Origin of the sequence: Variovorax sp. IB41 (assembly GCF_016405905.1) — a bacterium.
Taxonomy (GTDB): domain Bacteria; phylum Pseudomonadota; class Gammaproteobacteria; order Burkholderiales; family Burkholderiaceae_C; genus Variovorax.
In genome coordinates, this window is record NZ_JAEFCB010000018.1 from 78,921 (window position 1) to 105,028 (window position 26,108).

The window sequence follows — 26,108 nt, forward strand, 5'->3', positions numbered from 1 at the left end:
CCAGCCCGATGGCACGAACCACTGAAGGTAGCAGGATGCAGATGAGCGACGCGGAAGCGGCGCTGCGGAGCCTGTTCCTTCGGGGCCTGGATGGCGACGCGAAGGCCTACCGCGAATTCCTGCAGAAACTCAGCGCGCATCTGCGCGCCTTTCTGGGCAAGCGCCTCTTTGGCTGGCCCGATGAAGTGGAAGACCTCGTCCAGGAATGCCTGCTCGCCATGCACAACCAGCGCCACACCTACCAGAGCGACCAGCCGCTGACGGCCTGGGTGCACGCCATCGCGCGCTACAAGATGATCGACCTGCTGCGCGCCAAGTCCGTCCGCGAAGATTTGCATGACCCGCTGGACGACGACCTCGCGGTGTTCGCCGAGTCGGCCACCGAGGCGAGCGACGCGAAGCGCGACCTGGGCGGCCTGCTCCAGACGCTGCCCGAGCGCCAGCGCCTGCCCATCGTGCACGTGAAGATCGAAGGCCTCTCGGTCGCCGAGACCGCAAGCCTCACGGGCATGTCGGAGTCGGCGGTGAAGGTGGGCATCCACCGCGGGCTGAAAGCCCTGGCCGCGCGCTTCGGCCACACCTGGAGTGCCGCCGCATGAAGACCGACGACCTGGTCGCGATGCTCGCGAACGGCCCTGTCGCCGCGCCGCGCCGCGCGACGAGCCGGCGCCTGGGCCTGGCGCTGCTGGCGGGCGTGCCGTTGTCCTTCGTCATTTTGTTCGCCGAATACGGGCTGCGGCGCGACCTGGTCCAGGCCATGTTCTGGCCGATGTTCTGGGTCAAGGTGCTGTTTCCGCTGTGCATCGCGGCGGCCGGGTTCGTGATGGTGCAACGGCTCGCGCGGCCGGGCGTCGCGGTGCGGCATGCCTGGGCCGGCGCGATGCTGCCGGTGCTGGGCATCTGGACGCTGGCCGTCGTTGCCTGGTTCACCATGCCGGCCGAGGACCAGATGCCCTCGCTCATGGGGCAGTCGTGGCGCATCTGCGCGGCCAGCATCGGGCTGATGGCGCTGCCGGTTTTCGCGGCCACGCTGGTGGCGCTCAAGGGGCTCGCGCCCACGCAACCCGCGCTCGCGGGTGCCGCGGCGGGGGCGCTTGCGGGCGGCGTCGGCGCTGCGGTGTATGCGCTGCATTGCATGGAACTCACCGCGCCGTTCCTGGCGGTCTGGTACGTGAGCGGGATCGCGGTGCCGGTGCTGGTCGGTGCTGCGCTCGGGCCCCGCCTGCTGCGCTGGTAGGCCCCTGGTGTCCCCGCGTGGGACAAACCCTAGTCGGGGCTGAAATGTCGTTCCCATAACAGTCCGCGGAAAACGAAAGTAGTGGAATCGCGTCGCTTTTTCCTCAAATAACGAAGGAGACACGATGCGAGACATCTACCGGGCGGGGCTCAGGATATTGGGCCTGTGTGTGTTGGCTTCCCTCATCAACTGCGGCGGCGACGGGGGCGGCGGCAGCGGCTTCGCGCCGATCGTGCCGCCATCGGGCAACGCACCGCCCACGACCAACCCGCCGCCCGGCGACGGGCCGCCGGTGCAGGCCACCGGCGAGCTGAAGATCCGCACGCTGTCGAACCGCGCCGACATGATCAGCGACGGCGATGCCTATGTCGAAATCACGCTGCCCGAGGGCAAGAGCGCGCTCGACCTCGCGGTGGACCTGGACGGCAAGGACATCTCTTCCGCCTTCGCCCTGCGCGCCAACGGCCGCGTGCTCGGCACTGTGACCGGGCTTCGCGTGGGCAGCAACACGCTGACCGCCACGCTCAAGTCCACGAAGACCGGCGCGAAGCTCGCCATCGAGAACTTCGCCCGCGGCGGCAACATCTTCGCGGGCACGCCCGTGCAGCCGTGGATCTGCGCGACGAAGGCGGGTTCGGTCGCGACGGTCACGGTGCCCGGCACCGGCCTCTCGGCGAGCGTGACCACGCAGGTGAGCGGCCTGGACGCCGACCCCGTCGATGCCGACTGCAATGCGCCGACCGTCTACACCTACTACTACCAGCCCAAGGCCAAGGAAGGCACCGACTGCGGCCAGCAGCCCTTCGGCCCCTACGCCTGCTTCGTGCAGTACGACCCCGCCAAGCGCCCGAAGGACGCCGACATCGCCAACTTCACCACCGACCGCGGCGACACCGTGAAGGCCCTGCTGCGCGTGGAGCTGGGCACCATGGGCCGCAGCGAGTACCAGGTGGCGGTGTACTTCGACCCCGCCAAGCCCTGGACGCCGTGGGAGCCGCAGAAGGGCTGGAACGGCAAGGTGCTCTGGAAGATGGGCGCCTCCGCCTCGGGCAACCGCTTCCAGCAGAACCCGGGCACGGCGCTCTTCGACGACAACGCGCTGCGCGCCGGCTTCATGACCGTCAATTCGCAGTTGACGAACCACAACGACAACAACAACGAGTTCCTGGCGACCGAGAACATCATGATGGTCAAGGAGCACATCGTCGACACCTACGGCGAGATCCGCTTCACCATGTCCGACGGCGGCTCGGGCGGCTCGATGATGCAGACCGTGCCGGCCTCGGTGATGCCGGGCCTGCTCGATGGCCTGCAGACCGGCTACAGCTACCCGGACGCGGTCACCACCTGGATCGAGACGCGCGACTGCGGCAACCTCTGGCGCTACTACGGCACCGGTCCGGGCGCGGGCCTGTCGCTGGCGGCGCGGGCGGCCATCGAGGGCCATCCGACGGCCGACTACTGCACCATGTGGGTCTATTCGTTCCTCGCGCCGCAGAACCCGGTGCAGGCCCCCAACTGCGGCCCGGGCTTTCCGGCCGCCCTTGTGTACGACCCGGTGCTGCGGCCCAACGGCGTGCGCTGCACGATCCACGACGTGATGACCGCGATCCTGGGCACCACCGAGCTGAACGGCAACACCGTGCCGAACCTGCCCTACGACAACGCGGGTGTGCAGTACGGGCTGAAAGCGCTGCGCTCCGGCGCGATCACGCCCGAGGAGTTCGTCGCGCTCAACGAAGGCATCGGCAGCTGGGATGCGGACATGGTCTGGTCGGGCGACAAGGCCGTCATTCCCGCGGTGCGCGCCCGTGCGCAGACCAGCGCGATGACCGCGCTCTACCGCAGCGGCCTCGTGAGCTACGCGAAGAACCTCGCCAAGGTGCCGATCATCGATCTGCGTCCCGAGCTGGGCGCCGACATCCACATGGCCTGGCGCACCTTCGAGCAGCGCGCGCGCCTCGATGCGGGCAACGGCGGGCACGACAACCACGTGGTGCTCGCGAGCGCGGCCGGCACCGGCGTGGCGCTGACCAAGCAGGCCTTCCTCATGATGGACCGCTGGCTGAGCGCGATGGAGGCCGACACCTCGAGCGACGCGAAGGAAAAGAAGGTCGTGAAGAACAAGCCTTCCGACGCGGTCGATCTTTGCCTCGCGACCGCGGGCATGACCAATGCCGAACTGGTGGACGTCGGCTTCACCACCTCCGCGTGCCCGGTCAGGCCCTACGAGTCGGTGCGCATCGTGTCGGGCGGTCCGCTGTCGGAAGACGTGTTCAAGTGCCAGTTGAAGCCGATCGATTTCGCATCGGCCGACTACGCCGGCATCCGCTTCACGGGCGGCCAGCAGGTTCGCCTGCAGGCGACGTTCCCCGATGGCGTGTGCAACTGGAGCAAGCCGGGCGTGGGGCAGGTGCCGTGGACGCCGACCACCTTCCGCAACGGCCCCGGCGGGCAGGACCTGCCGGCCGCGCCTGTGTCCATGGCGTTCTAAGCCACGCCGCCTCAGCTGAGCTTCAGCCCGGCTGGTTGTTCGGAAACCTCGACAGGCGCTGCCTGTCGAGCACGTTGATGTAGCCGTAGCCCGTCTTGATGAGCTGCACCGCTTCGAGTTCGTGCAGCGCCGCGTTCACCCGCTGGCGCGACACGCCCACCATCCAGCCGATTTCTTCCTGGCTGATCTGCAGCGTGGCATCGGTGTTCGGATAGAGCACCGGATGGAACAGGCTCGCGATGCCGCGCGCCACGCGGGCGGTGGGCTCCAGCAGCCGGTCGAACTTCACCGTGGCGATGAACTGGCTCAGCCGCTCGTTCAGGTGCGACAGCATGAAGTGGTTGAAGGGCACGCTGCGGTCCAGCAGCCACGCGAAGGTGTCGCGCGGCAGGTGCAGCGTGGTGGTCGGGCGCGTGGCGGCGATCTCGTACTTGCGCTGCTCGACCTTGAGCAGCGAGCCTTCGCCGATCCAGCCGCCGGTGGCCACGCCGGTGAACATCACCGGCTTGCCATCGGCCGAGGTGTCCTGCACGCGCAAGAAACCGCGGATCACGCCGATCCAGCTGTCGGCGATCTCGTTGCGCTGGCAGACGAATTCGCCGGGGCCGTGCTCGCGGGTGAACAGCGCCTTGTAGACCACCTCGCGCTCGCTTTGCGTGAGCACGCGCGGCCAGATGCAGCGCTCCCAGAACTGGTTGACTTCGCTGTCCGGCAGCTTGCTGGTGGACATGCAGTGCGTCGCTTACTTGACGTTGCGTGCGTGGCGTTGCGTGCGTGTGTTGCCGGCCTCAGCGCTTCTTGCTGCCGAAGATCCCGCCGAGCACGCCGCGCAGAATCTCCTTGCCCACCGAGGTGCCCATGGTGCGCACCGCCGACTTGGCCATGGTCTGCACCAGGCCGTCGCGCTTGCCGCCGCGCGGGCCGGTGCTGCCGAAGATCATGTCGTTGAGCATGCCGCCCATGCCCGAGCCTGACTCTTCGGCCGCCTTGCCCACCTGCGCCTTGGCCGCGGGCGCGTCGGGCGCGGACTCGGCGCGGCCCTTGAGCTTTTCGTAGGCCGATTCGCGGTCCACCGTCTTCTCGTACACGCCGGCGACGAGCGAATTGGCGATCAGCGCCTTGCGCTGCTCGGGCGTGATCGGGCCGAGCTGGCTGCCCGGCGGCAGCACGAACACGCGCTCGGTCACGCTCGGGCGGCCCTTTTCGTCCAGAAAGCTCACGAGCGCCTCGCCGACCGCCAGTTCGGTGATGGCGGTCTCGATGTCCAGGCCCGGCTTCTGGCGCATGGTGCTGGCGGCCGCCTTCACAGCCTTCTGGTCGCGCGGGGTGAAGGCGCGCAGCGCGTGCTGCACGCGGTTGCCCAACTGGGCCAGCACCGTGTCGGGAATGTCCAGCGGGTTTTGGGTGACGAAGTACACACCCACGCCCTTGGAGCGCACGAGCCGCACCACCAGTTCGATGCGCTCCACCAGCGCCTTGGGCGCCTCGTTGAAGAGCAGGTGGGCCTCGTCGAAGAAGAAGGCGAGTTTCGGTTGGTCGGGGTCGCCGATTTCGGGCAGTTGCTCGAACAGCTCCGACAGCATCCACAGGAGAAAGGTCGCGTACAGGCGCGGCGAATTCATCAGCTTGTCGGCCGCCAGCACGTTGACCACGCCCTTGCCGCCCACGGTCTGCATGAAGTCGGCGATGTTGAGCATCGGCTCGCCGAAGAACTTGTCGCCGCCCTGGGTCTCGATCTGCAGCAGGCCGCGCTGGATGGCGCCCACGCTGGCGGCGCTGATGTTGCCGTACTGCGTGGTGAACTGGCTGGCGTTCTCGCCCACGTACTGCAGCATCGCGCGCAGGTCCTTCAGGTCCAGCAGCAGCATGCCGTTGTCGTCGGCGATCTTGAACACCAGGTTCAGCACGCCGGCCTGGGTTTCGTTCAGGTCGAGCATGCGGGCCAGGAGGAGCGGGCCCATGTCGGAGACGGTGGCCCGCACCGGGTGGCCCTGGTCGCCGAACACGTCCCAGAGCGTGACGGGGCAGGCGGAGGGCTCGGGCACGTCGATGCCGCGTTCCTTCAGCGTGGCCGCCAGCTTCTCGCCGACGGCACCTTTCTGGCTGATGCCGGTCAGGTCGCCCTTGACGTCGGCCATGAACACCGGCACGCCGATGCTGGAGAGCTTCTCGGCGATGGTCTGCAGGGTGACCGTCTTGCCGGTGCCGGTGGCGCCGGTGATCAGGCCATGGCGGTTGGCGAGGCTGGGGAGGAGGGCGCACTCGATGCTGTCGTGGCGGGCGATCAGAAGGGGGTCTGCCATGAGAGGCTCCGGGTCGTATCGAAGCGGGTAGTCTAGGGCCTGTCCACCCTGTGCAAGGGGGTCGCGAAGCTCGCCACAGCCCGCCCATCAAGGCGCGTGACGCCGTGCGTGCGTCCGCACGCACAAGGAACGCAACGCCGAGGGGCGGGCTGTGGCGAGCTTCCCTGCGGGTTGCTTCGCAAAGGGGATGTCTGCGGCGTTGCCCGCACTTGCAAGGCACGAGCCTTGCTGCGCGCGGGCGCCTTGCAGCCAGCCCCTTTGCGAAGCAACGCGACCCCCTTGCACAGGGTGAACAGGCCCCAAGCCGCACTCCTATAATCCACGGCCGCACGAAGGTTCAGGAAAAAGTTTTCAGGAGGTTTTTTTGTCATCGACTGCTCAGCCCCCCATTCCCGCCACTGGCGATGCGTCAGAACAGTCGCCGATCGAAAAAGAACTCGCCGTACTGCTCGTGAACGCCCTCAATCTCGAGGTTGCACCCGAGGACATCGTTCCCACCGATCCGTTGTACGGTGAAGGCCTGGGTCTCGATTCCATCGACATCCTCGAAGTCGCGCTCGAAGTCTCGCGGCGCTACGGCTTCCAGCTGCGCTCGGACGACGAGCGCAACCAGCAAATCTTCCAGTCGCTGCGCACGCTCGCGACCCACGTCGCCCAGCATCGCAGCGCTTCCTGACCCATGTCACGATGGCGACTGGCGCTCCTGCTGCTGGTGGGAGTGGCCTATGCCGGCCTCTCTCACTGGATGACCTTGTTCCACGCCACCGAGCCATGGGCGGTGGTGGTGCTGCTCGGCCCGCTGTGGCTGGCGGCCATGGGCTTTGCGGCCAGCTGGTTCGGCCGCTGGGGCTTTGCCGCGGCGCTGGCGCTGGGCATCGGCGGCTTCGCGCTCGTCTTCCTGGGTGAAGCGGGCGATCCGAACCGTCTCTATGTGCTGCAGCACGTGGGCATCAACGGCGCGCTGTGCGGCTGGTTCGGCTCCACGCTGCGCGGCCGCGGGCTGCCGCTGATCACGCAGTTCGCGCAGCGCGTGCATCCGCTCAAGGGACACATGCTGTCCTACACGACGCATCTCACGCAGGTCTGGACCGCGTACTTCGCGGTGGTGGTCGTGTCCTCGATCGTGGTCTACCTGACGCTGCCGTTCTCGGCCTGGTCGCTGCTGGCCAATGTGCTGTCGCCGGTGTCGGTGGCGCTTCTTTTCGTGGGCGAGCACCTGGTCCGCTACAGGCTGCACCCCGAGTTCGAGCGCACGCGCCTGGTCGATGCGGTGCGCGCCTTCTACGGCGCCTCGACGATCGACAACGGCGCCGGCCCCCGGTGACACAGGCGCAGCCCGCGTGACGACAGACACCCACTTCCTGCTGCCCCTGCTCGCGGACCGCGACCCCGACGCCCCCCTCGCGTGGCGTGCCGGCGTGCCCGTGAGCACCCGCCAGTTCCTGGCCGACGTGGCCCGTTTCGCGCCGGTGCTGCCGGCCGAGGGGCCCGCGGTCAACCTGTGCGTCGATCGCTATGCCTTCGCCGTGAGCCTGGGCGCCGCGCTGGTGCGCGGCCATGCGAGCCTCCTGCCGCCCGATGCGCGGCCCGACACGCTGGCGCGCCTGGTCGAGAGCCACGGCACCCGCCTTTTCGCACTCACCGACGACACCAAGCTGCAGACGCCCGGCATGCAGCGCGTGCTGATCGAAGACCGCTCCAGCCTCGAAGGCGATGCGAGCGCGACCGTGCCCGCGTTCGACGGCGCGATGCACGCGGCCAGCCTGCTCACCTCGGGCTCCACCGGCGCGCCGCAGCCGCATGCCAAGACCTGGCGCACGCTGGTGGGCGACGTGGCCGTGGCCGTCGAGCGGCTCTGCCGCGTGCTGGAGCGCCCCACGCTCGAAGGCCTGACGCTGGTCGCGACCGTGCCGGTGCAGCACAGCTACGGGCTCGAATCGTCGGTGCTGCTGGCGATGCTGGGCGGTGCTGCTTTCGAAAGCGGCCGGCCGTTCTTTCCGGCCGACGTGGCGCAGACGCTGGCCTCGGTGCCGCGGCCGCGCGCGCTGGTGACCACTCCGTTCCACCTGAAGACGCTGCTGCTGTCGGGCATCGAACTGCCGCCGGTGGACCTGATCCTCTCGGCCACCGCGCCGCTCTCGCCGCAGCTCGCGCTGCAGGCCGAGCAGGCCATGGGCGCGGTGCTGCTCGAAATCTACGGCAGCACCGAGTCGGGCCAGGTCGCCACGCGCCGCACGACCGAGAGTGAAATCTGGGAAAACTTCGGCCAGATCCGCGTGCATGCGGAGCCGGGCGAGGCCGACGGGCCCGAGCGCTTCATCTTCGAGGGGGACTTCCTGCCCGAGCCCACGCCCATGGCCGATGTGCTCGAGTTGCTGGACGACCGGCGCTTTCGCCTGTTCGGCCGCGCGAACGACCTCATTCACGTGGCCGGCCGGCGCAGCTCGCTGGCCCACCTGAACTTCCACCTGAACAGCATTGCCGGCGTCGACGACGGCGCCTTCTGGCTGCCCGACGAGGTGGCCGACGGCGTGGTGCGGCCGGTGGCCTTCGTGGTCGCGCCGACGCTGACAGCGGGCGCGATCATCGGCGCGCTGCGCCAGCGCCTGGAGCCGGTGTTCGTGCCGCGGCGCGTGGTGCAGGTGAAGTCTTTTCCGCGCGAAGGCACGGGCAAGCTCACGGTGCGGGCGCTGCGCGAATTCGCGCTGGCGCAACTCGCGGAAGACGACACGCCGGTGCAGATCGCGCACACGGTGCCTGCCGACCATCCCACTTTCGCCGGCCATTTCCCCGGCCAGCCGCTGCTGCCCGGCGCGCTGGTGCTGGCCGAGGTGATGGAAGCCATCCAGCGCGTGCCGGCGCTGGTCGCGCGGCTGGGCACGTCGCCGACGCTCGCGGCGGCGAAGTTTCTCGCGCCCGTGCGGCCCGGCAGCACGCTCGCCATCGAACTGCATCCGGAAGCCGGCACCGGCCGCGGCGTGCGTTTCGACGTGCGTTGCGACGGCGTGGTGGCTGTCAGCGGCCGCTGGACGGCCGTGCAAGAGTCAGCCCGATGAAGCACACCGACGCCGAGACGCGCGCCGTCAACGAGGCGGCCCAGACCGGGCACACCGGGCAGGCTGGGCAGGCTGGGCAGAGGGGCGGCTGGGCCCAGGCGCCCGAGCGCAGCAACATGCTCGCGCTGCGCTTCATCTGCTTCATGGCGCTGGTGTGCGGGCGCCATGTCACGCGGCTGTTGCTGCCGCCGATCAGCCTGTATTTCCTGTTGTTCGCGCCCGCGCCGCGCCGGCAGATCAAGCGCTACCTGTTCCGGGCCATCGGTCCGCACGCCGGCTGGATCGACGGCTACCGGCTGCTGCACGCGTTTTCGTCCACGGTGCTGGACCGCGTTTATTTCCTGCGCGGGCGCATGGACCTTTTCAAGCTGACGGTCGAAGGCAACGTGCCGCTGGAGACCGAAGCGATCGAAGGGCGGGGCGCTTTCCTGCTCGGCGCGCACGTGGGCAGCTTCGAGGTCATGGGCGCCTGCAAGCACCGCACGCAGCAGCACGACCTGCGGCTCGCGATGTTGATGTACCCGGACAACGCGCAGCGCATCACCGCCATCCTCAACGCCATCGCGCTGCCCGAAATGCGGCCGCACGTGATCGCGCTCGGGCGGCCGCACTCGATGCTCGACCTGCGCGACTGGCTCGACGGCGGGGGCCTGGGCGGCATGCTGGCCGACCGCACCCTGCCGGGCAGCGAGGAGCAGCCCTCGCATCACCGCGGCAACAACATCGTGCTGCCGTTCCTCGGGCAGCCCGCCACCTTCAACGACGGGCCGTTCCGGCTCGCGGCGCTGCTGCGTCGCAAGGTGTTCTTCATGGCCGGCCTCTATGGCGGCGGCGCCCGCTACGATGTCCGGTTCGATCCGCTGGCCGACTTCGCCGAGCCGGCCGCCGATGCCGCGGACCGCGAGCGGCGCATCCGCGCCGCCGTCGAGGCCTACGTCGCACGCCTGGAGGCGCTGTGCCGCGCTTATCCGTACAACTGGTTCAACTTTCATGATTTCTGGCTCGAAGATGCGGCTTGACCGGCTTTGCAGGGTGTTCGTACTCGCGGTGGCTTTCTGCGCCGCGCCGGCGTGGGCGTTCGACCTGCCCGAGCTGATGGGCCTGCTGGCCAAGCAGAAGAGCGGCGAGGCCCGCTTCACCGAGCAGCGCTTCGTGCACGGCCTGGAAGGCCCGCTCGATGCGAGCGGCACGCTGAGCTTCGACGCGCCCGACAAGCTGGTGCGCCGCACGCTGTCGCCACGCATCGAGACCATGGCCGTCGACGGCAACACGCTCACGCTCTCGCGCGGCGGCCGCAACCGCACGCTGGCGCTGGACAGCATGCCCGAGCTGCTCGGCCTGGTCGAAGCCATGCGCGGCACGCTGACCGGCGACGGCGCGACGCTGCAGCGCTACTTCAAGAGCACCGTGACGGGCGCGCCCGCCAAGTGGACGCTCGACCTTGCGCCCATGGACAGCCGGCTGGCCGCGCAGGTGCGCAGCATCCGCATCAGCGGCCGCGCGAGCGACGTGCTGGGGCTGGAGATGGAGTTCGTCGGCGGTGACCGCTCGGTCATGAACATCTCGCCGAACGCGCCCGCGCCTGCGCCCGCCGCCACGGCGCCCCCCGGCGCGGCCCCGTCCGGCGCGGCCGGACGCACCACACCGTGACTGCCGCGACGGCGCCGCAGGCGGGCGGCCCGCCGAGCTGGCGGCGCAGGGCGGTCGTGCTGCTCGCGTGGCTGCTGGTGCTGCTGTGCGGCGCGTTCGTCATCGCGCGCACGCAGATCGGCGCCGATCTCTCGGCGTTCCTGCCCAAGAGCCCGGACCTGCGCCAGCGCGTGCTGATCGAGCAACTGCAAAGCGGCGTCGCTTCGCGCACGCTGATGCTGGGCTTCGAAGGCGGCAGCGCCGAGCAGCGCGCCACGGTGTCGCGCGCGGTGGGCAAGACCATGCGCGAGAGCCAGCTCTTCGACCTGATCCAGAACGGCGACGTGGGCGACTGGAGCGAGGCGGGCACCTGGGTGTTCCAGCACCGCTACCAGCTGTCGCCCAGCGTCACGCCCGGGCAGTTCACCGCCGGGGGCCTGCGCGACGCGATCAACGAGACGCTGTCGATGCTCGGCACGCCGGCCGGCAACGTGATCAAGCCCTTCCTCGACCGCGACCCGACCGGCGAGACGCAGCGCATCGCCATGGAACTGGTGCCCGCGAGCGCGCCGCGCAGCGAAGACGGCGTGTGGATGTCGCGCACCGCGCCGCGCGCGCTGATGATTGCGACCACGCGCGCCGCCGGCAGCGACCTGGACGCGCAGGCCGTGGCCATCGCGAAGGTGCATGCGGCCTTCGACGCCGCCACGCGCGAAATGGGTGAAGCGAAACCGAAGCTGCTGCTGAGCGGCCCGCCGGTGTTCTCGGTGATGAGCCGCGACAAGATCAAGACCGAAGCCATCCATCTCGCGATCGTCGGTGGCATCGTGATGGGCGTGTTGCTGCTGCTGGCCTTCGCCTCGCCGCGCGCGCTGCTCATCGCCTTCCTGCCGGTGGCGACGGGCGTGGTGATCGGCACGGCGAGCGTGAGCCTGGTGTTCGGGTCGGTGCACGGCCTCACGCTGGGGTTCGGCAGCACGCTGATCGGCGAGACGGTGGACTACGCCATCTATTACCTGATCCAGGCGCGCGGGGCGGCCGTGGCCGGCACCGGCTGGCGGCGCTGGCGTGATCTCAACTGGCCCACCGTGCGGCTCGGGCTGCTGACCTCGGTGTGCGGCTTTGCGGCGCTGGTGTTCTCGGGCTTTCCGGGGCTGGCGCAGCTGGGCGTGTTCTCCATCGCCGGCCTCGTCGCCGCCGCGCTGGCCACGCGCTACGTGCTGCCGATGCTCGCGCCCGATGGCGCGACCGGCATGGGCATGCGCAGGTACATGGCGCAGGTCGCCGGCATGCTGGTGCGCGGCCTGCCGCGCCTGCGCTGGCCGCTGGCCGCGCTCGGTGTGGCCGCGCTCGGGCTGGTGCTGTGGCAGGGCGGACACTTGTGGCGCGCCGACCTGGGCGCGATGAGCCCGGTGCCCAAGTCGGCCCAGCAGCTGGACGAGATGCTGCGCAACGATATCGGCGCGAGCGATGGCGGCGTGCTGGTGGTGGCCTATGGCGACGACGAGCAGGCGGCGCTGCGCAACACCGAAGCGGCGGCGGCCAAGCTCGATGCGCTGGTCGACACGGCCGAACTCGGCGGCTACGAGGCCGTCACGCGCGTGCTGCCGAGCGCGGCCGCGCAGAGCGCGCGTATCGCGAGCCTGCCTGACGCTGCCACGCTGCAAGCCAGCCTGGCCGAAGCCACCAAGGGCCTGCCGCTGCCGGCCTCGCGGCTCGGGCCGTTCCTGGCCGATGTCGAGGCGGCGCGCAAGCTCGCGCCCGTGCAGCGCGCCGACCTGGCCGGCGGCCCGCTCGGCTCCGTGCTGAACACGCTCATGTACCAGCGCCCGGGCGGCGGATGGGCGACGCTGCTGGTGCTGCACCCCGGTCCGGGGTTCGACCAGGCCCGGCTCGAAGCCGCGCTCGCGGGCACCACCGACGTGCAGGTGGTCGACGTCGGCCGCGAACTCGCGAGCCTGTATCAGCGCTATCTGCACGAGGCCTTCGTGCAGGTGCTGCTCGGCGCGCTGGCGGTGGTGGTGCTGCTGGGCATCTACCTGCGCTCGTGGCGCCGGCTGCTGGCGGTGTGCCAGCCGCTGGTGTTCGCGGTGATGCTCACGCTGGGCGGCATGGCGCTCGCGCAGGCCGCGCTCGGCATCCTGCATTTGGTGGGGCTGTTGCTGATCGTGGCGGTGGGCTCGAACTACGCGCTTTTCTTCGACCAACTGCGCACAACGGGGCGGGCGGACGAAGACACGCTGGCTTCGCTGATGCTGGCCAATCTCACGACCGTGGTGTCGTTTGGCCTGATCGCGATATCGGACATCCCCGCGCTGTCGTCGATCGGTCGCGTGGTGGCGCCGGGGGCATTGCTCGCGCTGCTGCTGTCGGCGGCGTTCGCCCGGCACGTGGCACCGACGCCCGCTTCGTCCGCACGGCGCACCTGATGGGAAAATCCGCCGCGATGTCTTCCGCAACCGCCACCCCCGAGTCCTGGCCCTGGCCGCCGGCCATGCGCGCCAGCGCGGCCTGGCATGTGGCGGCCATCGGGGCGGGCGTGCTGGTGCCGGGCGCATGGCCTTGGGCTGTCGGCGCGATCGTGCTCAACCACGCGCTGATCACCGGCGCCGGGCTCACGCCCCGCAGCAACCTGCTGGGCCCCAACGTCACGCAGCTGCCCGAAGCGGCGGCAGCGCGCCGCGAAGTGGCAATCACCATCGACGACGGACCGGAGCCCGAAGTCACGCCCCGCGTGCTGGACCTGCTGGACGCGCACGGCCAGCGCGCCACCTTCTTCTGCATCGCCGAGCGCGTGCTGGCACATCCGGAACTGGCGCGCGAGATCGTGGCGCGCGGCCACAGCGTCCAGAACCACACGGCGCGCCACCGGCACAATTTCTCGTTCCTCGGGCCGCGCGGTTTCGCGAGCGAAATCGCGCGGGCGCAGGACATCCTCACCGACGTCACCGGCCAGCGCCCGACCTGTTTTCGCGCGCCTGCCGGGCTGCGCAACCCCTTTCTCGAACCGGTGCTGCACCGCCTGGGCCTCTCGCTCGTGAGCTGGACGCGGCGCGGTTTCGACACGCGCGAAGGCGACCCCGCCAAGGTGATGGCGCGCCTCGCCCGCAACCTGCAGGCCCGCGACATCCTGTTGCTGCACGACGGCAACGCCGCGCGCACCGCCGAAGGAAAACCCGTTTTGCTGGAGGTACTGCCCTTGTTGCTCGAACGCCTGCGCGCCGATGGATTGCGCGCCGTGACCCTGCCCGAAGGGCTCAAGCCATGAGCCGCCGGGCCGCTCCCAAGGCGCATGCCGCAGCGCGCAGCGCGGAGGCCACTCGATGAGCGCCGTGATGTCGTCGTCATCCACGGACAACGCGTGGCGCGAACTGCACGAAGCCGCCACCGTTCCGTACAAGAAGGGCGGCACCTTCGCCTGGCAGTTCGCGCGCGGCAAGCTCGGGCGCGACCCGGTCTTTCGCGGGCTGCTCGAACGCGGGCTGATCGATGCGCAGCACCGGCGCGTGGTCGACATCGGCTGCGGGCAGGGCCTTTTCGTGAGCCTGCTGGCCTCGATGAGCACGATGCAGCAGCAAGGGCGCTGGCCCGCTGCATGGCCGGCCACGCCGGCCGCCGCGGACTACACCGGCATCGAACTGATGCCCAAGGACGTGGCGCGGGCCGAGGCGTCAGTGGGCCATCTGCAGCCGACGCCGCGCCTGGTGTGCGCCGACATGTGCTCGGCCGCCTTGCCCGACTGCGACCTGGTCGTGATCCTCGACGTGCTGCACTACGTGGACCTCGAAGCGCAAGAGGGCGTGCTGACGCGCGTGCGCGATGCGCTCCGGCGCGGCGGCAACCCGAAGGCGCGGCTGCTGCTGCGCGTGGGCGATGCGTCGAGCCGACGCGGTTTTGCGATCAGCCAGTGGGTCGATCGGACGGTGACGCGCATACGCGGCCACAAGGTCTCACCGACCTGGGGCCGGCCGCTCGCCGAATGGATGGCAGTGCTGCAGCGCCTGGGTTTCCGCGTGCAGAGCATTCCGATGAGCCAAGGCACGCCCTTCGCCAACGTGCTCTTGGTGGCCGACCTGGAGACCGCCGCTTGACGGCGCCGCAGACGCTCGACCGCGCGGGCATCGCCGCGCGCATTCCGCACAGCGGCAGCATGTGCCTGCTGGAGCGGCTCGACGATTGGGATGCGGACGTGATCCGCTGCAGCACGACGACGCACCGGCTGGCGGACAACCCGCTGCGCACGGCCGGCGGATTGCTGGCGCCGAACGCCATCGAATACGCGGCGCAGGCCATGGCGCTTCACGGCGGGCTGCTGGCCGCGGAGGGCAGCACGCCATCGGCCGGTTTTTTGGCGAGCGCGCGCAATGTGCGGCTGGCCGTCACGCGGCTCGATGACATCGAAGGTGAACTGCACGTGCAGGCCCGGCGCCTGTCGGGCGACGACAAGCAGATCCTCTACGAATTCGCGGTCAACGCCGACGACGGCCGCGCGCTGGCCGAGGGCCGGGCCGTGGTGGTCCTGAACACGCCGCTCGCAACAGAAAGCACCGCCTCATGAGTCTCGAAGGAAAACGCGCGCTGATCACGGGCGCCAGCGGCGCACTCGGCGCTGCCATGGCCGAACGGTTTGCGCGCGACGGTGCGACGGTGCTGCTGCACGCCAATTCGCGGCCGGAAGCGGTCGAGCAACTGGCAGCTTCGATCACGGCGGCGGGCGGCAAGGCCGAATGCCACGTGTTCGACCTGCGCAGCGACGAGGCCTCGGCTGCGGCGTGCGCGCGCATCCTCGAAGGCGGCGCGGTCCAGATCCTGGTCAACAACGCTGGCGTGCACGACGACGCGGTGCTGCCGGGCATGCGCGCCGATCAATGGCACAAGGTGATCGACGTGTCGCTCAACGGGTTTTTCCGTGTGACGCAGCCATTGCTGCTGCCGATGATGCGCACGCGCTGGGGCCGCATCCTGAACATCTCGTCGGTGTCCGCGATCACGGGCAACCGGGGGCAGGTGAACTACGCTGCGGCCAAGGGCGCGCTCAACAGCGCGACCAAGGCGCTGTCGCTCGAAGTGGCGTCGCGCGGTGTCACGGTCAACGCGATCGCGCCGGGGATCATCGCGTCGCCGATGGCCGATGCGGTGTTCGATCCGGCGGTCATCAACCAGATGGTGCCGGTCAAGCGGGCGGGAACGCCGCAGGAAGTGGCCGCGCTGGCCTCGTTCCTGGCGAGCGACGAAGCCGGCTACATCACCGGGCAGGTGATCTCGATCAACGGCGGGATGATCTGAAGCCGCTGCCGGGGCGTTACAGCGGCAGCGTGTCGAACGCCGCGTAGGCCGTCGCCAGCCACGACTTCACGCGCTGGCGTTCCAGGAGGCCCAGCGCATGCACGCCTTCGCGGTCGTTCACGGCCTTCCAGAAACTCGTGTTCTGCGCATCGATCTTGCGCATGCTGGCTTCGTGCAGGCGCGGCAGCGCGATGACTCGCGCGCCGTTTGCATTCGCCTTGGAGAGCGACTGCGACGCCAGCAGCATCCCGAAATCGCTGCCGCGGCCGTAGTTCTGCACCACGATGTAGTTCGGGCGGTTGCCGAAGGTGTCGATCAGCGTGCCGAGCAGGTCGGTGGAGTCTTTGCCGTCGTCCAGCACGTGCCAGAAATTGACGGTCACGCCGATCTCGGCGAACACGTCGAAGAGGTCCGACTCCTTGATCCAGCGCGACAGCGGCGCCAGCGTCTGGGCGGCGAGGTCGACGATCACGCTTTGCTTCGGGTTGCTCTCGAAGCCGTTCACGACCGTGTCCAGGCCCTCGTAGCTGTCGACCACCACGGGCGAGGCGAAGCCTTCGTAGAAGCGGGTGAACGAACTGTGCGAACGGTCGGTGTCGAAGCCGGTGAAAGGGCGGCTGCGGTCGATGAAGTACTGCGCCAGCACGCGCGCCGTGACCGACTTGCCGACACCGCCTTTTTCGCCGCCGATGAAATTGATGGAGCTCATGAGTTGCTGCTGCCTCGAATGGGTTGAGGGGTGAAGGGCTGAATCATTCTAGGGGCGTGTTTTTCGATGGACCTATTTGCCGCGCTTGGCCATGGCTTGCAGCAAGGGGTGTGCCTGCAAGCGCTGCTGCAGCCGTTTTTTCCATGGTGCGGGCAGCGTCGAGGCGTCGATCATCTCGGGCCAGAGGCTGCGCGCGAGGCGTGCGGTGTCGGTGACCACGCGCCGCACCAGCGGTTCGTGCAGGCCGGTCGAGAAGCAGAAGGCGCGCACGTTGGCGGGGGTGAAGAGGGCGGTGCGCCTTGGGGCTGCGGTGTTCGTCGGCAGCAGAGGAAGCGCATGGCCGTCGACGCCCTGGATCGCCGCGTACGCGACGATGTCGTAGGCCGGCGCCAGCCGCGGCGCGATGCCGTCGGCATACAGCACACCGAAGTTCTTCAGGTGAGCGTCGGGGTTGCCGAGCAGGTCGTTCACCGCGAGGCGCCGAATGAGTTCGAGCACCGCGTCTTCGCCCAATGACGGAAAGGCCTGCATCGCGAGCGCCATGTCCAGGTAGCTCGCGCTGTACTTGTGCATCGGGTCCACGGCGAGCACCTGCGCGAAGTCCTCGAAGTGGATGCGGCGCGCGCCGTCGCGGTCGAAGCGGATGACGGCGAGGAAGTCGGGCTCGTCGGGCAGCGCATAGCTGTGTTCGGCCTTGATGGCGGAGAGCGGCGCGAGTTCGGCGTCGCACACCTGGACGCCCGCGGCGCCCGCCATCTGCAGCGAGAGCATTTCGAGCTGCGGCATGTGCGGCCGTCCGGCCACCGGCAGCTTGGCGATCACGCGCGTGCTTGCGCCGGCCCGCGTGCGTGCCACGTAGCGCCCGCCCTGGCGGCGCAGGCCGAGCTTGGGCTGCACGCCCGACACCGAGATGCCCTGCGGCATCGGCAGCTCGACCACCGACATCTCGAGCGCGTCCTGGTCCTGCGTGATGAGCCGTTGCAGCGTGCCGCGGTCCACCGACACCGGTTTGGCGCTCACCGCGCCGGGCAAGTCGCCGCCGCAGGCCGCGAGCAGCTCGAAGTGATCGTTCTCGCGGCAACCGCGCAACTGCGCGATGTGGCTGCGCAGAACGCCCTCGGGCAGCAGGTTCTGGAAGAAGCGCGGGAGCTGTCCGCCCTGGGCATTGAAGAGCGGGTTCTTCACGTCGCTCCAGAGGGCGGCCTGCGTGGCAGCGTCGCTCGCCACCATCGAGAGCGACATCACCTCTGGTGGCGGCGCGGCGATCAGTTCGGGCTCCGCCACGAAGCGGCACAGGTCGGCGTACTGGAAGAGCTTGCCGAAGCGCCGCGTGCCGAGCGAGATCTCCAGGATCTTGACGTTCATGGCGAGCGGCGCTTGTTGTTGGTGTACGGCGGCGAGGCCGGGGCCTGTGCGACCGCATGGCCCACGCGGGTGGTGACGGGGCGGTAGCCGGGATCGGTGGCCGCGGTTTCGCCGAAGCCCTTGGGCGCCAGTTGCAGTTCCAGCCCGAGCGCATCGACCAGCGCGAGCAGCGACGACATCTGTGGATTGCCTTGAAGGCTCAGGGCATTGCGCACCGATCGCTCGGTGAGCCCCGAACGCAGCGCAATCTCGGCGGTCGAGAGGCCCGCGGCGTCGCGCCGCGCGGCCAGGGTGGTGATGAGTTCCTGTTTCGTCACGGAAATATATTACCGCAATTGGCATTTGGGGAAATATATTTCCCTGGTCTCATGCTGCCCGGCGGGCTTATTTCGGCACCAGCGTGAAAAGGGGCATGACCACGCCCATGACCCAGTTCTGCCCGAAATCGAGCGCCGCGCGGCGGTATTTTTCGTCGGCCTGCGCGGCCAGCAGGTCGAGCCGGGCCACCACCTTCGACAGCTCTCGGTCGGCCACGAGGTTGCGGCCGCGCTCGCTGATTTCGGTGGCCAGCAGCAGCGGCTGGCCGTCGGGGCCGGTCTTGGAGGAGATCAGCCAGAGCGAGATCTCGAAATTGCGCGCGGCCCGGTAGCTGTTCTCGGCATCGACGCCGTCGATCATGGTCTGCTCCCAGGTGCCGCCGTTGGCCTGCTTGAGCATCGAGGCCCAGCCGACCACCAGCGCCGCGACGCGATCGCCCTGGTAGGGCTGCGGCCCGGTCTCGAAGGCCAGGCGGATGGCCTCGATGCCGGTGGCGCCGCGCAGCTCGGGAAGATCTGCGCCTTTGAGCACCGCGTCCCACGCCCGCTGGCTGGCTTCGTCGATGCTCGCCGCCGACTTGCGCCATTCCCGCGGGTTGCGTTTGTAGAGGGTGGACTGCACGCGCCGAATCGACTGCAGGTTGTCGCGCAGCGACAGATTGGCGATGCGGTTGGCGCTGGACTGCAGCCATTCCTGGTTGGCATAGGGTTCTGCACGCTCGGTCGACCGGACCGATGAACAGCCCGCCAAGCCGAGCAAGGAGGCGGCGCCGGCCAGAAGGCAGGTGCGTCGCGCCGCAAGGGGTAAAACCGGAGAAACACTCATGCCCTGACGTTATCATCCAAGACTGGGGCGGCGGCTCGCTTCGAGCAGCGAGCCCGTGCAATTTTCCTTACAAATCAATACCTTGGCGTTAACGTCAAGGCAGGCCGACAAGTCGTGCGTCTTAATTCCATCAAGCTCTCGGGCTTCAAGTCGTTCGCCGAACCCACCAATTTCCTGCTGCCGGGCCAACTGGTCGGCGTGGTCGGGCCCAACGGCTGCGGCAAGTCGAACATCATGGATGCGGTGCGCTGGGTGCTCGGCGAATCGCGCGCTTCCGAGCTGCGCGGCGAGTCGATGCAGGACGTGATCTTCAACGGCACGACCACCCGCAAGCAGGCCAGCCGCTCGAGCGTCGAACTGGTGTTCGACAACGCCGACCACCGTGCCGGCGGCCAGTGGAACCAGTTCGGCGAAATCGCCGTGCGGCGCGTGCTCACGCGCGACGGCACCAGCAGCTACTACATCAACAACCAGCCGGTGCGCCGCCGCGACGTGCAGGACGTGTTCCTGGGCACCGGTCTCGGGCCCCGCGCCTACGCCATCATCGGCCAGGGCACGATCAGCCGGATCATCGAATCCAAACCCGAGGAACTGCGCCTGTTCCTCGAAGAAGCCGCCGGTGTTTCCAAGTACAAGGAACGCCGCCGCGAGACCGAAAACCGCCTGGGCGACACGCGCGAAAACCTCGTGCGCGTCGAAGACATTCTTCGCGAACTCAACGCCAATCTCGAGAAGCTCGAGAAGCAGGCCGAGGTGGCCGCGCGCTACAACACACTGCAGGGCGAGGCCACCAAGAAGCAGCACCAGCTGTGGTTCCTGAAGCGCAGCGAGAGCGATGCGGACCAGGCCAAGATCAAGTCCGATTCGGAAAAGGCGATCAACGACCTCGAATCGCGCACCGCAGATCTGCGCCACATCGAAGCCGAACTCGAAACCGTGCGCCAGGCCCATTACGCGGCCGGCGACCAGGTCAACCAGGCGCAGGGCAAGCTCTACGAGGCCAGTGCCGAAGTCGGCCGGCTCGAAGGCGAGATCCGCTTCGTGGTCGAAGGTCGCCAGCGCGTCGAGCAGCGGCTGGTCCAACTGCGCGAGCAGATGGGCCAGTGGGGCACGCGCCGCGAAGAGGCCGAGACCGAGATCGAAACCCTGGCCGGCAAGGGCGTCGATGCCGAAGAGCAGGCGATCCTGCTGGCCGCCCAGCTCGAGGAACACGACGCGCGCATGCCCGAGCTCGAAGAGGCCGTGCAGCGCGCCCAGGACGAAGCCAACAGCCAGCGCACGACCGTCTCGCAGGTGCAGCAGCAGATCCAGGTGCTCGCGGCCGACCAGCGCAACATCGAAGACCAGAGCCGCCAGCTCACGCAGCGCAGCGAACGCCTGCGCGCCGACCAGAACGCGCTGGCCGCGCCCGACGAGGCGCGCCTCCTGGACATGCAGGAGCAACTGGCCGCCGCGCAGGAAACCGCCAGCGAAGCCGAAGCCCGCCTGCACGAACTGCAGGAGGCCGTGCCGCAACTGGACGACGACCGCCGCACGAAGCAGCAAGCCGTCAACACCGAAGGTGCGCGCCACGCGGAGTTCTCGGCGCGGCTCGAGGCGCTGCGCGCGCTGCAGGAAAAGGTCAAGACCGACGGCAAGCTGGCCCCCTGGCTCGCCAAGCACGGCCTCGATGGCCTGCAGGGCCTGTGGAGCCGCATCCACATCGAGCAAGGCTGGGAAAGCGCGCTCGAAGCGGCCCTGCGCGAGCGCCTGGGTGCGCTCGAAGTCAGCCGGCTCGACATGGTCCGCGCCTTCGGCAACGACGCGCCGCCGGCCAAGCTGGCGTTCTACAGCCCGCCGTCGGCCGGTGCGCCGCAGGGCGCGGCGGCGTTGCCGCGGCTGTCGAGCCTGCTGCGGCTGAACGATGCCGGCCAGCAAGCCTTGCTGAACGACTGGCTCCACGGCTGCTACACCGCATCGAGTTTTGAAGAAGCACTGGCGCAGCGCGCCACGCTGCAGCCGGGCGAAGTCATCTATGTGCAGAGCGGCCATGCCGTGTCCTCGCACAGCGTCAATTTCTACGCGCCCGATTCCGAGCAGGCCGGCCTCCTGGCCCGCCAGCAGGAAATGGAAAACCTGGAGCGCCAGCTGCGCGCCCAGACGCTCATCAACGAAGAGGCGCGCACCGCGCTGATCCGCGCCGAAGCCGCCTATGGCGACGCCGCGCAGCGCCTGGTGACGGCGCGCCGCGAAGCGGCCGACACCCAGTCGCGCGCCCACGAACTGCAGGTCGAAACCCTGCGCATGACCCAGCTCGCCGAGCAGACGCGCGCGCGCAGCCAGCAACTGGCCTCCGACCTCGGCGAAGTCGACGCGCAACTCGAAGAACTGCAAGAAAAGCGCATCGCCGCCGAAGGCCGCTTCGAAGAGCTCGACATGCAACTGGCCGACAGCCAGGAGCGCCATGCGCAACTCGACGAGCGCGTGATCGAAGCCGGCCGCGCGCTCAATGCCAGCCGTGAGCAGCACCGCAGCCTGGAGCGCCAGGCGCAGGAGGCCACCTTCTCGCAGCGCACGCTCGAAGCCCGTCGTGCCGAACTGAATCGCGCGATCGAAACCGCGTCGCAGCAGACCGTCGCGCTCACCGACGAAGACGAGCGCGCCCGCGCCGAGCTGGGCCGCTTGTCCGATGCCGCTGCGCAGGCCGGCCTGCAGGATGCGCTGTCGCTCAAGCTCGAACGCGAAACCGCGCTCGGCGCCTCGCGCAGCCAGTACGACGACCTCACGCTCAAGCTGCGCGCCAGCGACGAGCGCCGCCTGCAACTGGAGCGCGAGCTTGATCCGCTGCGCCAGCGCATCACCGAATTCCAGCTGAAGGAACAGGCCGCGCGCCTGGGTGTCGAGCAGTACCAGCAACTGCTGGAAGACGCGGGCGCCGACCTCGAAGCCATCGCGCAATCCATCGAGACCGACAAGGTGCGCCTGACCGGCCTGCAGAGCGAAATCGACCGCCTCAACCGCGAAGTCGTAGCCCTCGGCGCGGTGAACCTCGCCGCGCTCGACGAACTCGCGATCGCGAGCGAGCGCAAGACCTTCCTGGACGCCCAGTCGGCCGACCTGAACGAAGCCATCGGCACGCTGGAGGACGCCATCCGCAAGATCGATGCCGAAACGCGCGACCTGCTCGGTGGCACGTTCAAGATCGTCAACGAGCACTTCAGCCGCATGTTCCCTGAGCTCTTCGGCGGCGGCAACGCGCGGCTGGTGATGACGGGCGACGAAATTCTCGACGCCGGCGTGCAGGTGCTCGCGCAGCCCCCCGGCAAGAAGAACCAGACCATCCACCTGCTCTCGGGCGGCGAGAAGGCGCTCACGGCCATTGCGCTGGTGTTTGCCATCTTCCAGCTCAACCCGGCGCCGTTCTGCCTGCTGGACGAAGTGGACGCGCCGCTGGACGACGCGAACACCGAACGCTATGCCAAACTCGTGACCGCCATGAGCCGCGAAACCCAGTTCCTCTTCATCAGCCACAACAAGATCGCCATGGAAATGGCCGAGCAGTTGATCGGCGTCACGATGCAGGAGCAGGGCGTCTCGCGCATCGTCGCGGTGGACATGGAGGCCGCGGCCTCCATGGTCGAGGCCGCTTGAGCTGGCGGCGCGCATGAGCAACCTCACCCTCGCACTCTCCATTCTCGGAGGCCTCGTTCTCGCGGCCGTCGTCGGCTACGAAACCTTCATGTCGCGCCGCAACGCGCCGCGCCAGCCGGACGCGGTGGACACCGCGCTGGCCGACGTGGAGCGCTCGATGTCGTCGGCCGACGGCATGGAGCCGATGCTGCACGTCGACCCGAACCAGCTCTTGGCGCACGACCGCCACGAGCCCCTGTTCGACCCCGACCTGCCGGCGCCCAGCGGCGTTCCGGTCGCCACCGGCGAACGGCGCGGCGGGCTCGATCCGCTGATCGACGTGATCGCGCCGGTGTCGCTGGACGGCCTCGCCTCGGGCGACGCGGCCATCGCGGCCATGCCGCCGACGCGGCGCGCGGGCAGCAAGCCGGTCGCGATCGAAGGGCTCAACGAGCACACGGGCCAATGGGAGCCGCCGGTCGCGGGACAGCGCTACAGCGCGTTCCAGGTCGGCGTGCAGCTGGCCAACCGCACCGGCGCGCTCAACGAGATCGAGTACTCCGAATTCGTGGTCAAGGCACAGGCCTTTGCCGATGCGGTCAACGGTTCGCCCGAATTTCCCGAGATGCTCGACGAAGTGGCGCGGGCCCGCGAGCTCGACCAGTTCGCGAGCGCGCACGATGCGCAGCTGGGCTTCGTGCTGCGCGCGCTGCACGCGGCCTGGAGCCCGGGCTACGTGCAGCAGAATGCCGCGCGGCTCGGTTTCGTGGCCGGCATCATCCCGGGGCGCATGGTGCTGCCAACGGGCGAAGTCGGCCTGCCGCCGATCCTCGGTCTTGCCTTCGACACCCAGGCCGCGCTGGCCGACGACCCGGCGCAGTCGGCCATCCGCGAGCTCAGCCTGAGCCTGGACGTGCCGCAGGTCGACCGCGCCGAAGAGCCGTTCCGCCGCATGCGTGAGGCCGCCGCCACGCTAGCGCGCGAGATGGACGGCGTGGTGACCGACAGCGACGGCCAGCTGCTGCGCGATGAGACGATGGACGTCATCGGCAGCGATCTCGAGCAGCTCTACGACACGCTCGATGCGCGCGACCTCGCGGCCGGCTCGCCGCTGGCCCGCCGACTCTTCAGCTGATCCGGTTTTTTCGGGAGACACCCACATGACGACGCGCGACGAAGCGGCACGCGAAGCCGCCGCACTGAGCGAACAGCTTCACAAGCACGCCCACCTCTACTACGTGCTCGACGCGCCCGCGGTGCCCGACGCCGAGTACGACAAGCTGTTCCAGCGCCTGCAGGCCCTGGAGACGGAATTCCCCGAACTTCGCACGCCCGATTCGCCGACGCAGCGCGTGGGCGGCAAGGTGCTGGACGGCTTCACCAAGGTGCGCCACAAGGTGCCGATGCTGTCGATCCGCACCGAGACCGACATCACGCCCGGCGGCGCGAGCGCCTTCGATGCGCGCGTGCGCAAGGAACTGGGCCTGCCCGAAGATGGGCCGCAGGTCTCGTACGTGTGCGAGCTCAAGTTCGACGGCCTCGCCATGAACCTGCGCTACGAGAACGGCGTGCTGGTGCAGGCCGCCACGCGCGGCGATGGCGAAGTCGGCGAAGAGGTCACGCAGAACATCCGCACGGTGCGCGAGATTCCGCTGCGATTGAACGGCAAGGCGCCGCCCGTGGTCGAGGTGCGCGGCGAGGTCTACATGAAGCGCGCCGATTTCGATGCGCTCAACGAGCGCCAGCGCGAGAAGATCGCCGCCGGCCAGAAGAACGAGAAGGTGTTCGTCAATCCGCGCAATGCGGCCGCAGGCGCTGTTCGGCAACTCGACCCGGCGATTGCCGCGGCACGGCCGCTGAGCTTCTTCGCCTACGGCCTCGGTGAAGTCACGCCGGCTGCGGAAGGCGGGCCCGACTGCCCGACGCAGTTCGATTGGCTTCAGCAGTTCCATGCCTGGGGTTTTCCCGTGGCCACGCAGACCGCGCGGGCCACCGGCGCCATCGAGCTGATCGCATTCCACGAGAACATCGGCCGCCAGCGCGATGCCTTGCCCTACGACATCGATGGCGTGGTCTACAAGGTCGACAGCGTCGAGCTGCAGCGGCAACTGGGCTTCGTCTCGCGCGAGCCGCGCTGGGCCGTGGCGCACAAGTACCCAGCGCAGGAGCAGCTGACCGAAGTGCTCGGCATCGAGATCCAGGTCGGCCGCACCGGCAAGCTCACGCCGGTTGCCAAGCTCGCGCCGGTGTTCGTCGGCGGCGTGACCGTGACCAACGCCACGCTGCACAACGAGGACGAGGCCCGCCGCAAGGACGTGCGCGTGGGCGACACCGTCATCGTGCGCCGCGCGGGCGACGTGATTCCCGAAGTGGTCGGCGTGGTGCCCGAGAGCCTTGCCAAGCCCGAGGGCGAACGCGGCCCGGTCTTCACCATGCCGCACCAGTGCCCGGTGTGCGGCTCGGATGCCGTGCGCGAAGAGGAAGAAGTCGACTACCGCTGCACCGGCGGCCTGTTCTGCGCGGCGCAGCGCAAGGAGGCCATCCTGCACTTCGCGGCACGGCGCGCGGTCGATGTCGACGGGCTGGGCGACAAGCTGGTCGAGCAGCTGGTGGACGCGAACCTTATCCGCACCTTGCCCGATCTCTACAAGCTCGGATTCACCACGCTCGCAGGCCTGGACCGCATGGCCGAGAAGTCGGCCAAGAACCTCGTCGACGCGCTCGAGGCGTCCAAGAAAACCACGCTGCCGCGCTTTCTCTTCGGCCTGGGCATCCGGCATGTGGGCGAGAGCACCGCGAAGGACCTGGCCAAGCATTTCGGCAAGCTGGACGCCATCATGGATGCGACCGAGGAGCACCTGCTCGAGGTCAACGACGTCGGCCCGGTGGTGGCGCAGAGCCTGCGCACCTTCTTCGACCAGCCGCACAACCGAGAGGTCGTCGAACAGCTGCGCGCCTGCGGCCTGACCTGGGAAGAGGGCGAGCCTGCGGCCCGCGCGCCCAAGCCATTGGCGGGCCTGACCTTCGTGATCACCGGTACCCTTCCTACGCTGGGCCGCGACGAGGCGAAGGATAAATTGGAGGCAGCCGGCGCAAAGGTCGCCGGTTCCGTCAGCAAGAAGACCCACTACCTCGTGGCCGGCGAAGAGGCCGGCAGCAAGCTCGACAAGGCCCGCGAAATCGGGGTGACCGTGATCGACGAGGCGCGTATGCTGGAGATTCTGGAGAACGGCGTCACGGAGTGAGCTTCGGCACCCGCCGCCTCTTTACCGGCCGT

Annotated in this window: 22 protein-coding genes; 16 read left to right on the top strand and 6 right to left on the bottom strand. The window is 68.9% G+C overall.

Going from position 1 to position 26,108, the window contains the following annotated elements:
• Positions 1-8: 8 nt before the first annotated feature.
• The 3 genes from JC881_RS25525 to JC881_RS25535 all read left to right on the top strand — a co-directional run bounded on the left by JC881_RS25525 (position 9) and on the right by JC881_RS25535 (position 3,731).
• Positions 9-599 carry a sigma-70 family RNA polymerase sigma factor gene (locus JC881_RS25525; RefSeq protein WP_198788508.1) on the top strand — a complete coding sequence of 197 codons (591 nt, stop codon included), beginning with the start codon at positions 9-11 and terminating at the stop codon, positions 597-599.
• On the top strand, positions 596-1,237 hold the full coding sequence (locus tag JC881_RS25530; RefSeq protein ID WP_198788509.1) for a DUF1109 domain-containing protein: 642 nt from the start codon (positions 596-598) through the stop codon (positions 1,235-1,237). Before JC881_RS25525 ends, JC881_RS25530 begins: the two co-directional genes overlap by 4 nt.
• A gap of 124 nt (positions 1,238-1,361) precedes the next feature.
• Positions 1,362-3,731 (top strand): DUF6351 family protein, encoded by a 2,370-nt coding sequence (locus JC881_RS25535; protein WP_198788510.1) that lies wholly within the window; start codon positions 1,362-1,364, stop codon positions 3,729-3,731.
• Positions 3,732-3,753: 22 nt separating this feature from the next.
• Here JC881_RS25535 and JC881_RS25540 read toward each other — a convergent pair whose 3' ends face one another.
• The gene (locus JC881_RS25540; RefSeq protein ID WP_198788511.1) at positions 3,754-4,461 is read right to left on the bottom strand and encodes a Crp/Fnr family transcriptional regulator; all 708 of its coding nucleotides are present in this window, start codon (positions 4,459-4,461) and stop codon (positions 3,754-3,756) included.
• 58 nt (positions 4,462-4,519) lie between these two features.
• Positions 4,520-6,034 (bottom strand): helicase HerA-like C-terminal domain-containing protein, encoded by a 1,515-nt coding sequence (locus tag JC881_RS25545; RefSeq protein WP_198788512.1) that lies wholly within the window; start codon positions 6,032-6,034, stop codon positions 4,520-4,522.
• Between the two features lie 364 nt (positions 6,035-6,398).
• Here JC881_RS25545 and JC881_RS25550 point away from each other — a divergent pair, with 364 nt between their 5' ends.
• Genes JC881_RS25550 through fabG form a run of 10 tightly spaced genes read left to right on the top strand, consistent with a single transcriptional unit; the run spans position 6,399 to position 16,005 of the window.
• Positions 6,399-6,710 carry a phosphopantetheine-binding protein gene (locus tag JC881_RS25550; RefSeq protein WP_042578247.1) on the top strand — a complete coding sequence of 104 codons (312 nt, stop codon included), beginning with the start codon at positions 6,399-6,401 and terminating at the stop codon, positions 6,708-6,710.
• A gap of 3 nt (positions 6,711-6,713) precedes the next feature.
• Positions 6,714-7,358 carry a hypothetical protein gene (locus JC881_RS25555; protein WP_198788513.1) on the top strand — a complete coding sequence of 215 codons (645 nt, stop codon included), beginning with the start codon at positions 6,714-6,716 and terminating at the stop codon, positions 7,356-7,358.
• 16 nt (positions 7,359-7,374) lie between these two features.
• Complete coding sequence (locus tag JC881_RS25560; RefSeq protein WP_198788514.1) at positions 7,375-9,090, top strand: AMP-binding protein; 1,716 nt, start codon at positions 7,375-7,377, stop codon at positions 9,088-9,090.
• A complete protein-coding gene (locus JC881_RS25565) occupies positions 9,087-10,109 on the top strand; it encodes an acyl-CoA synthetase (protein WP_198788515.1) in 1,023 nt (340 codons plus the stop codon). Before JC881_RS25560 ends, JC881_RS25565 begins: the two co-directional genes overlap by 4 nt.
• On the top strand, positions 10,099-10,740 hold the full coding sequence (locus tag JC881_RS25570; protein WP_198788553.1) for a LolA-related protein: 642 nt from the start codon (positions 10,099-10,101) through the stop codon (positions 10,738-10,740). The genes JC881_RS25565 and JC881_RS25570 overlap by 11 nt, the downstream gene beginning before the upstream one ends.
• Complete coding sequence (locus JC881_RS25575; protein ID WP_198788516.1) at positions 10,737-13,148, top strand: MMPL family transporter; 2,412 nt, start codon at positions 10,737-10,739, stop codon at positions 13,146-13,148. The genes JC881_RS25570 and JC881_RS25575 overlap by 4 nt, the downstream gene beginning before the upstream one ends.
• Positions 13,148-13,987 (top strand): polysaccharide deacetylase family protein, encoded by an 840-nt coding sequence (locus JC881_RS25580; protein WP_198788517.1) that lies wholly within the window; start codon positions 13,148-13,150, stop codon positions 13,985-13,987. Before JC881_RS25575 ends, JC881_RS25580 begins: the two co-directional genes overlap by 1 nt.
• Before the next feature lie 55 nt (positions 13,988-14,042).
• On the top strand, positions 14,043-14,810 hold the full coding sequence (locus JC881_RS25585) for a class I SAM-dependent methyltransferase (protein WP_198788518.1): 768 nt from the start codon (positions 14,043-14,045) through the stop codon (positions 14,808-14,810).
• Complete coding sequence (locus tag JC881_RS25590; protein ID WP_198788519.1) at positions 14,807-15,277, top strand: hydroxymyristoyl-ACP dehydratase; 471 nt, start codon at positions 14,807-14,809, stop codon at positions 15,275-15,277. Before JC881_RS25585 ends, JC881_RS25590 begins: the two co-directional genes overlap by 4 nt.
• Positions 15,274-16,005, top strand: a complete 732-nt coding sequence (fabG, locus tag JC881_RS25595; protein WP_198788520.1) for a 3-oxoacyl-ACP reductase FabG — start codon at positions 15,274-15,276, stop codon at positions 16,003-16,005. The genes JC881_RS25590 and fabG overlap by 4 nt, the downstream gene beginning before the upstream one ends.
• A gap of 16 nt (positions 16,006-16,021) precedes the next feature.
• On the opposite strand, the gene JC881_RS25600 is transcribed toward fabG, so the two are convergent.
• The 4 genes from JC881_RS25600 to JC881_RS25615 form a co-directional block, all read right to left on the bottom strand.
• On the bottom strand, positions 16,022-16,714 hold the full coding sequence (locus JC881_RS25600; protein ID WP_093432960.1) for a mobilization protein: 693 nt from the start codon (positions 16,712-16,714) through the stop codon (positions 16,022-16,024).
• Positions 16,715-16,786: 72 nt separating this feature from the next.
• Entirely contained in the window at positions 16,787-18,079 is a 1,293-nt protein-coding gene (locus tag JC881_RS25605) for a type II toxin-antitoxin system HipA family toxin (protein ID WP_198788521.1), read from the bottom strand.
• On the bottom strand, positions 18,076-18,396 hold the full coding sequence (locus tag JC881_RS25610; RefSeq protein ID WP_198788522.1) for a helix-turn-helix domain-containing protein: 321 nt from the start codon (positions 18,394-18,396) through the stop codon (positions 18,076-18,078). The genes JC881_RS25605 and JC881_RS25610 overlap by 4 nt, the downstream gene beginning before the upstream one ends.
• Positions 18,397-18,463: 67 nt before the next feature.
• On the bottom strand, positions 18,464-19,222 hold the full coding sequence (locus JC881_RS25615; RefSeq protein ID WP_198788523.1) for a hypothetical protein: 759 nt from the start codon (positions 19,220-19,222) through the stop codon (positions 18,464-18,466).
• A gap of 114 nt (positions 19,223-19,336) precedes the next feature.
• Here JC881_RS25615 and smc point away from each other — a divergent pair, with 114 nt between their 5' ends.
• From smc to ligA, 3 genes are read left to right on the top strand one after another with little or no spacing between them, the layout of a single operon-like run.
• Positions 19,337-22,852 carry a chromosome segregation protein SMC gene (smc, locus tag JC881_RS25620; RefSeq protein WP_198788524.1) on the top strand — a complete coding sequence of 1,172 codons (3,516 nt, stop codon included), beginning with the start codon at positions 19,337-19,339 and terminating at the stop codon, positions 22,850-22,852.
• Between the two features lie 13 nt (positions 22,853-22,865).
• On the top strand, positions 22,866-23,966 hold the full coding sequence (locus JC881_RS25625; protein WP_198788525.1) for a cell division protein ZipA C-terminal FtsZ-binding domain-containing protein: 1,101 nt from the start codon (positions 22,866-22,868) through the stop codon (positions 23,964-23,966).
• A gap of 25 nt (positions 23,967-23,991) precedes the next feature.
• Complete coding sequence (gene ligA, locus JC881_RS25630) at positions 23,992-26,076, top strand: NAD-dependent DNA ligase LigA (protein WP_198788526.1); 2,085 nt, start codon at positions 23,992-23,994, stop codon at positions 26,074-26,076.
• Positions 26,077-26,108: the final 32 nt, after the last annotated feature.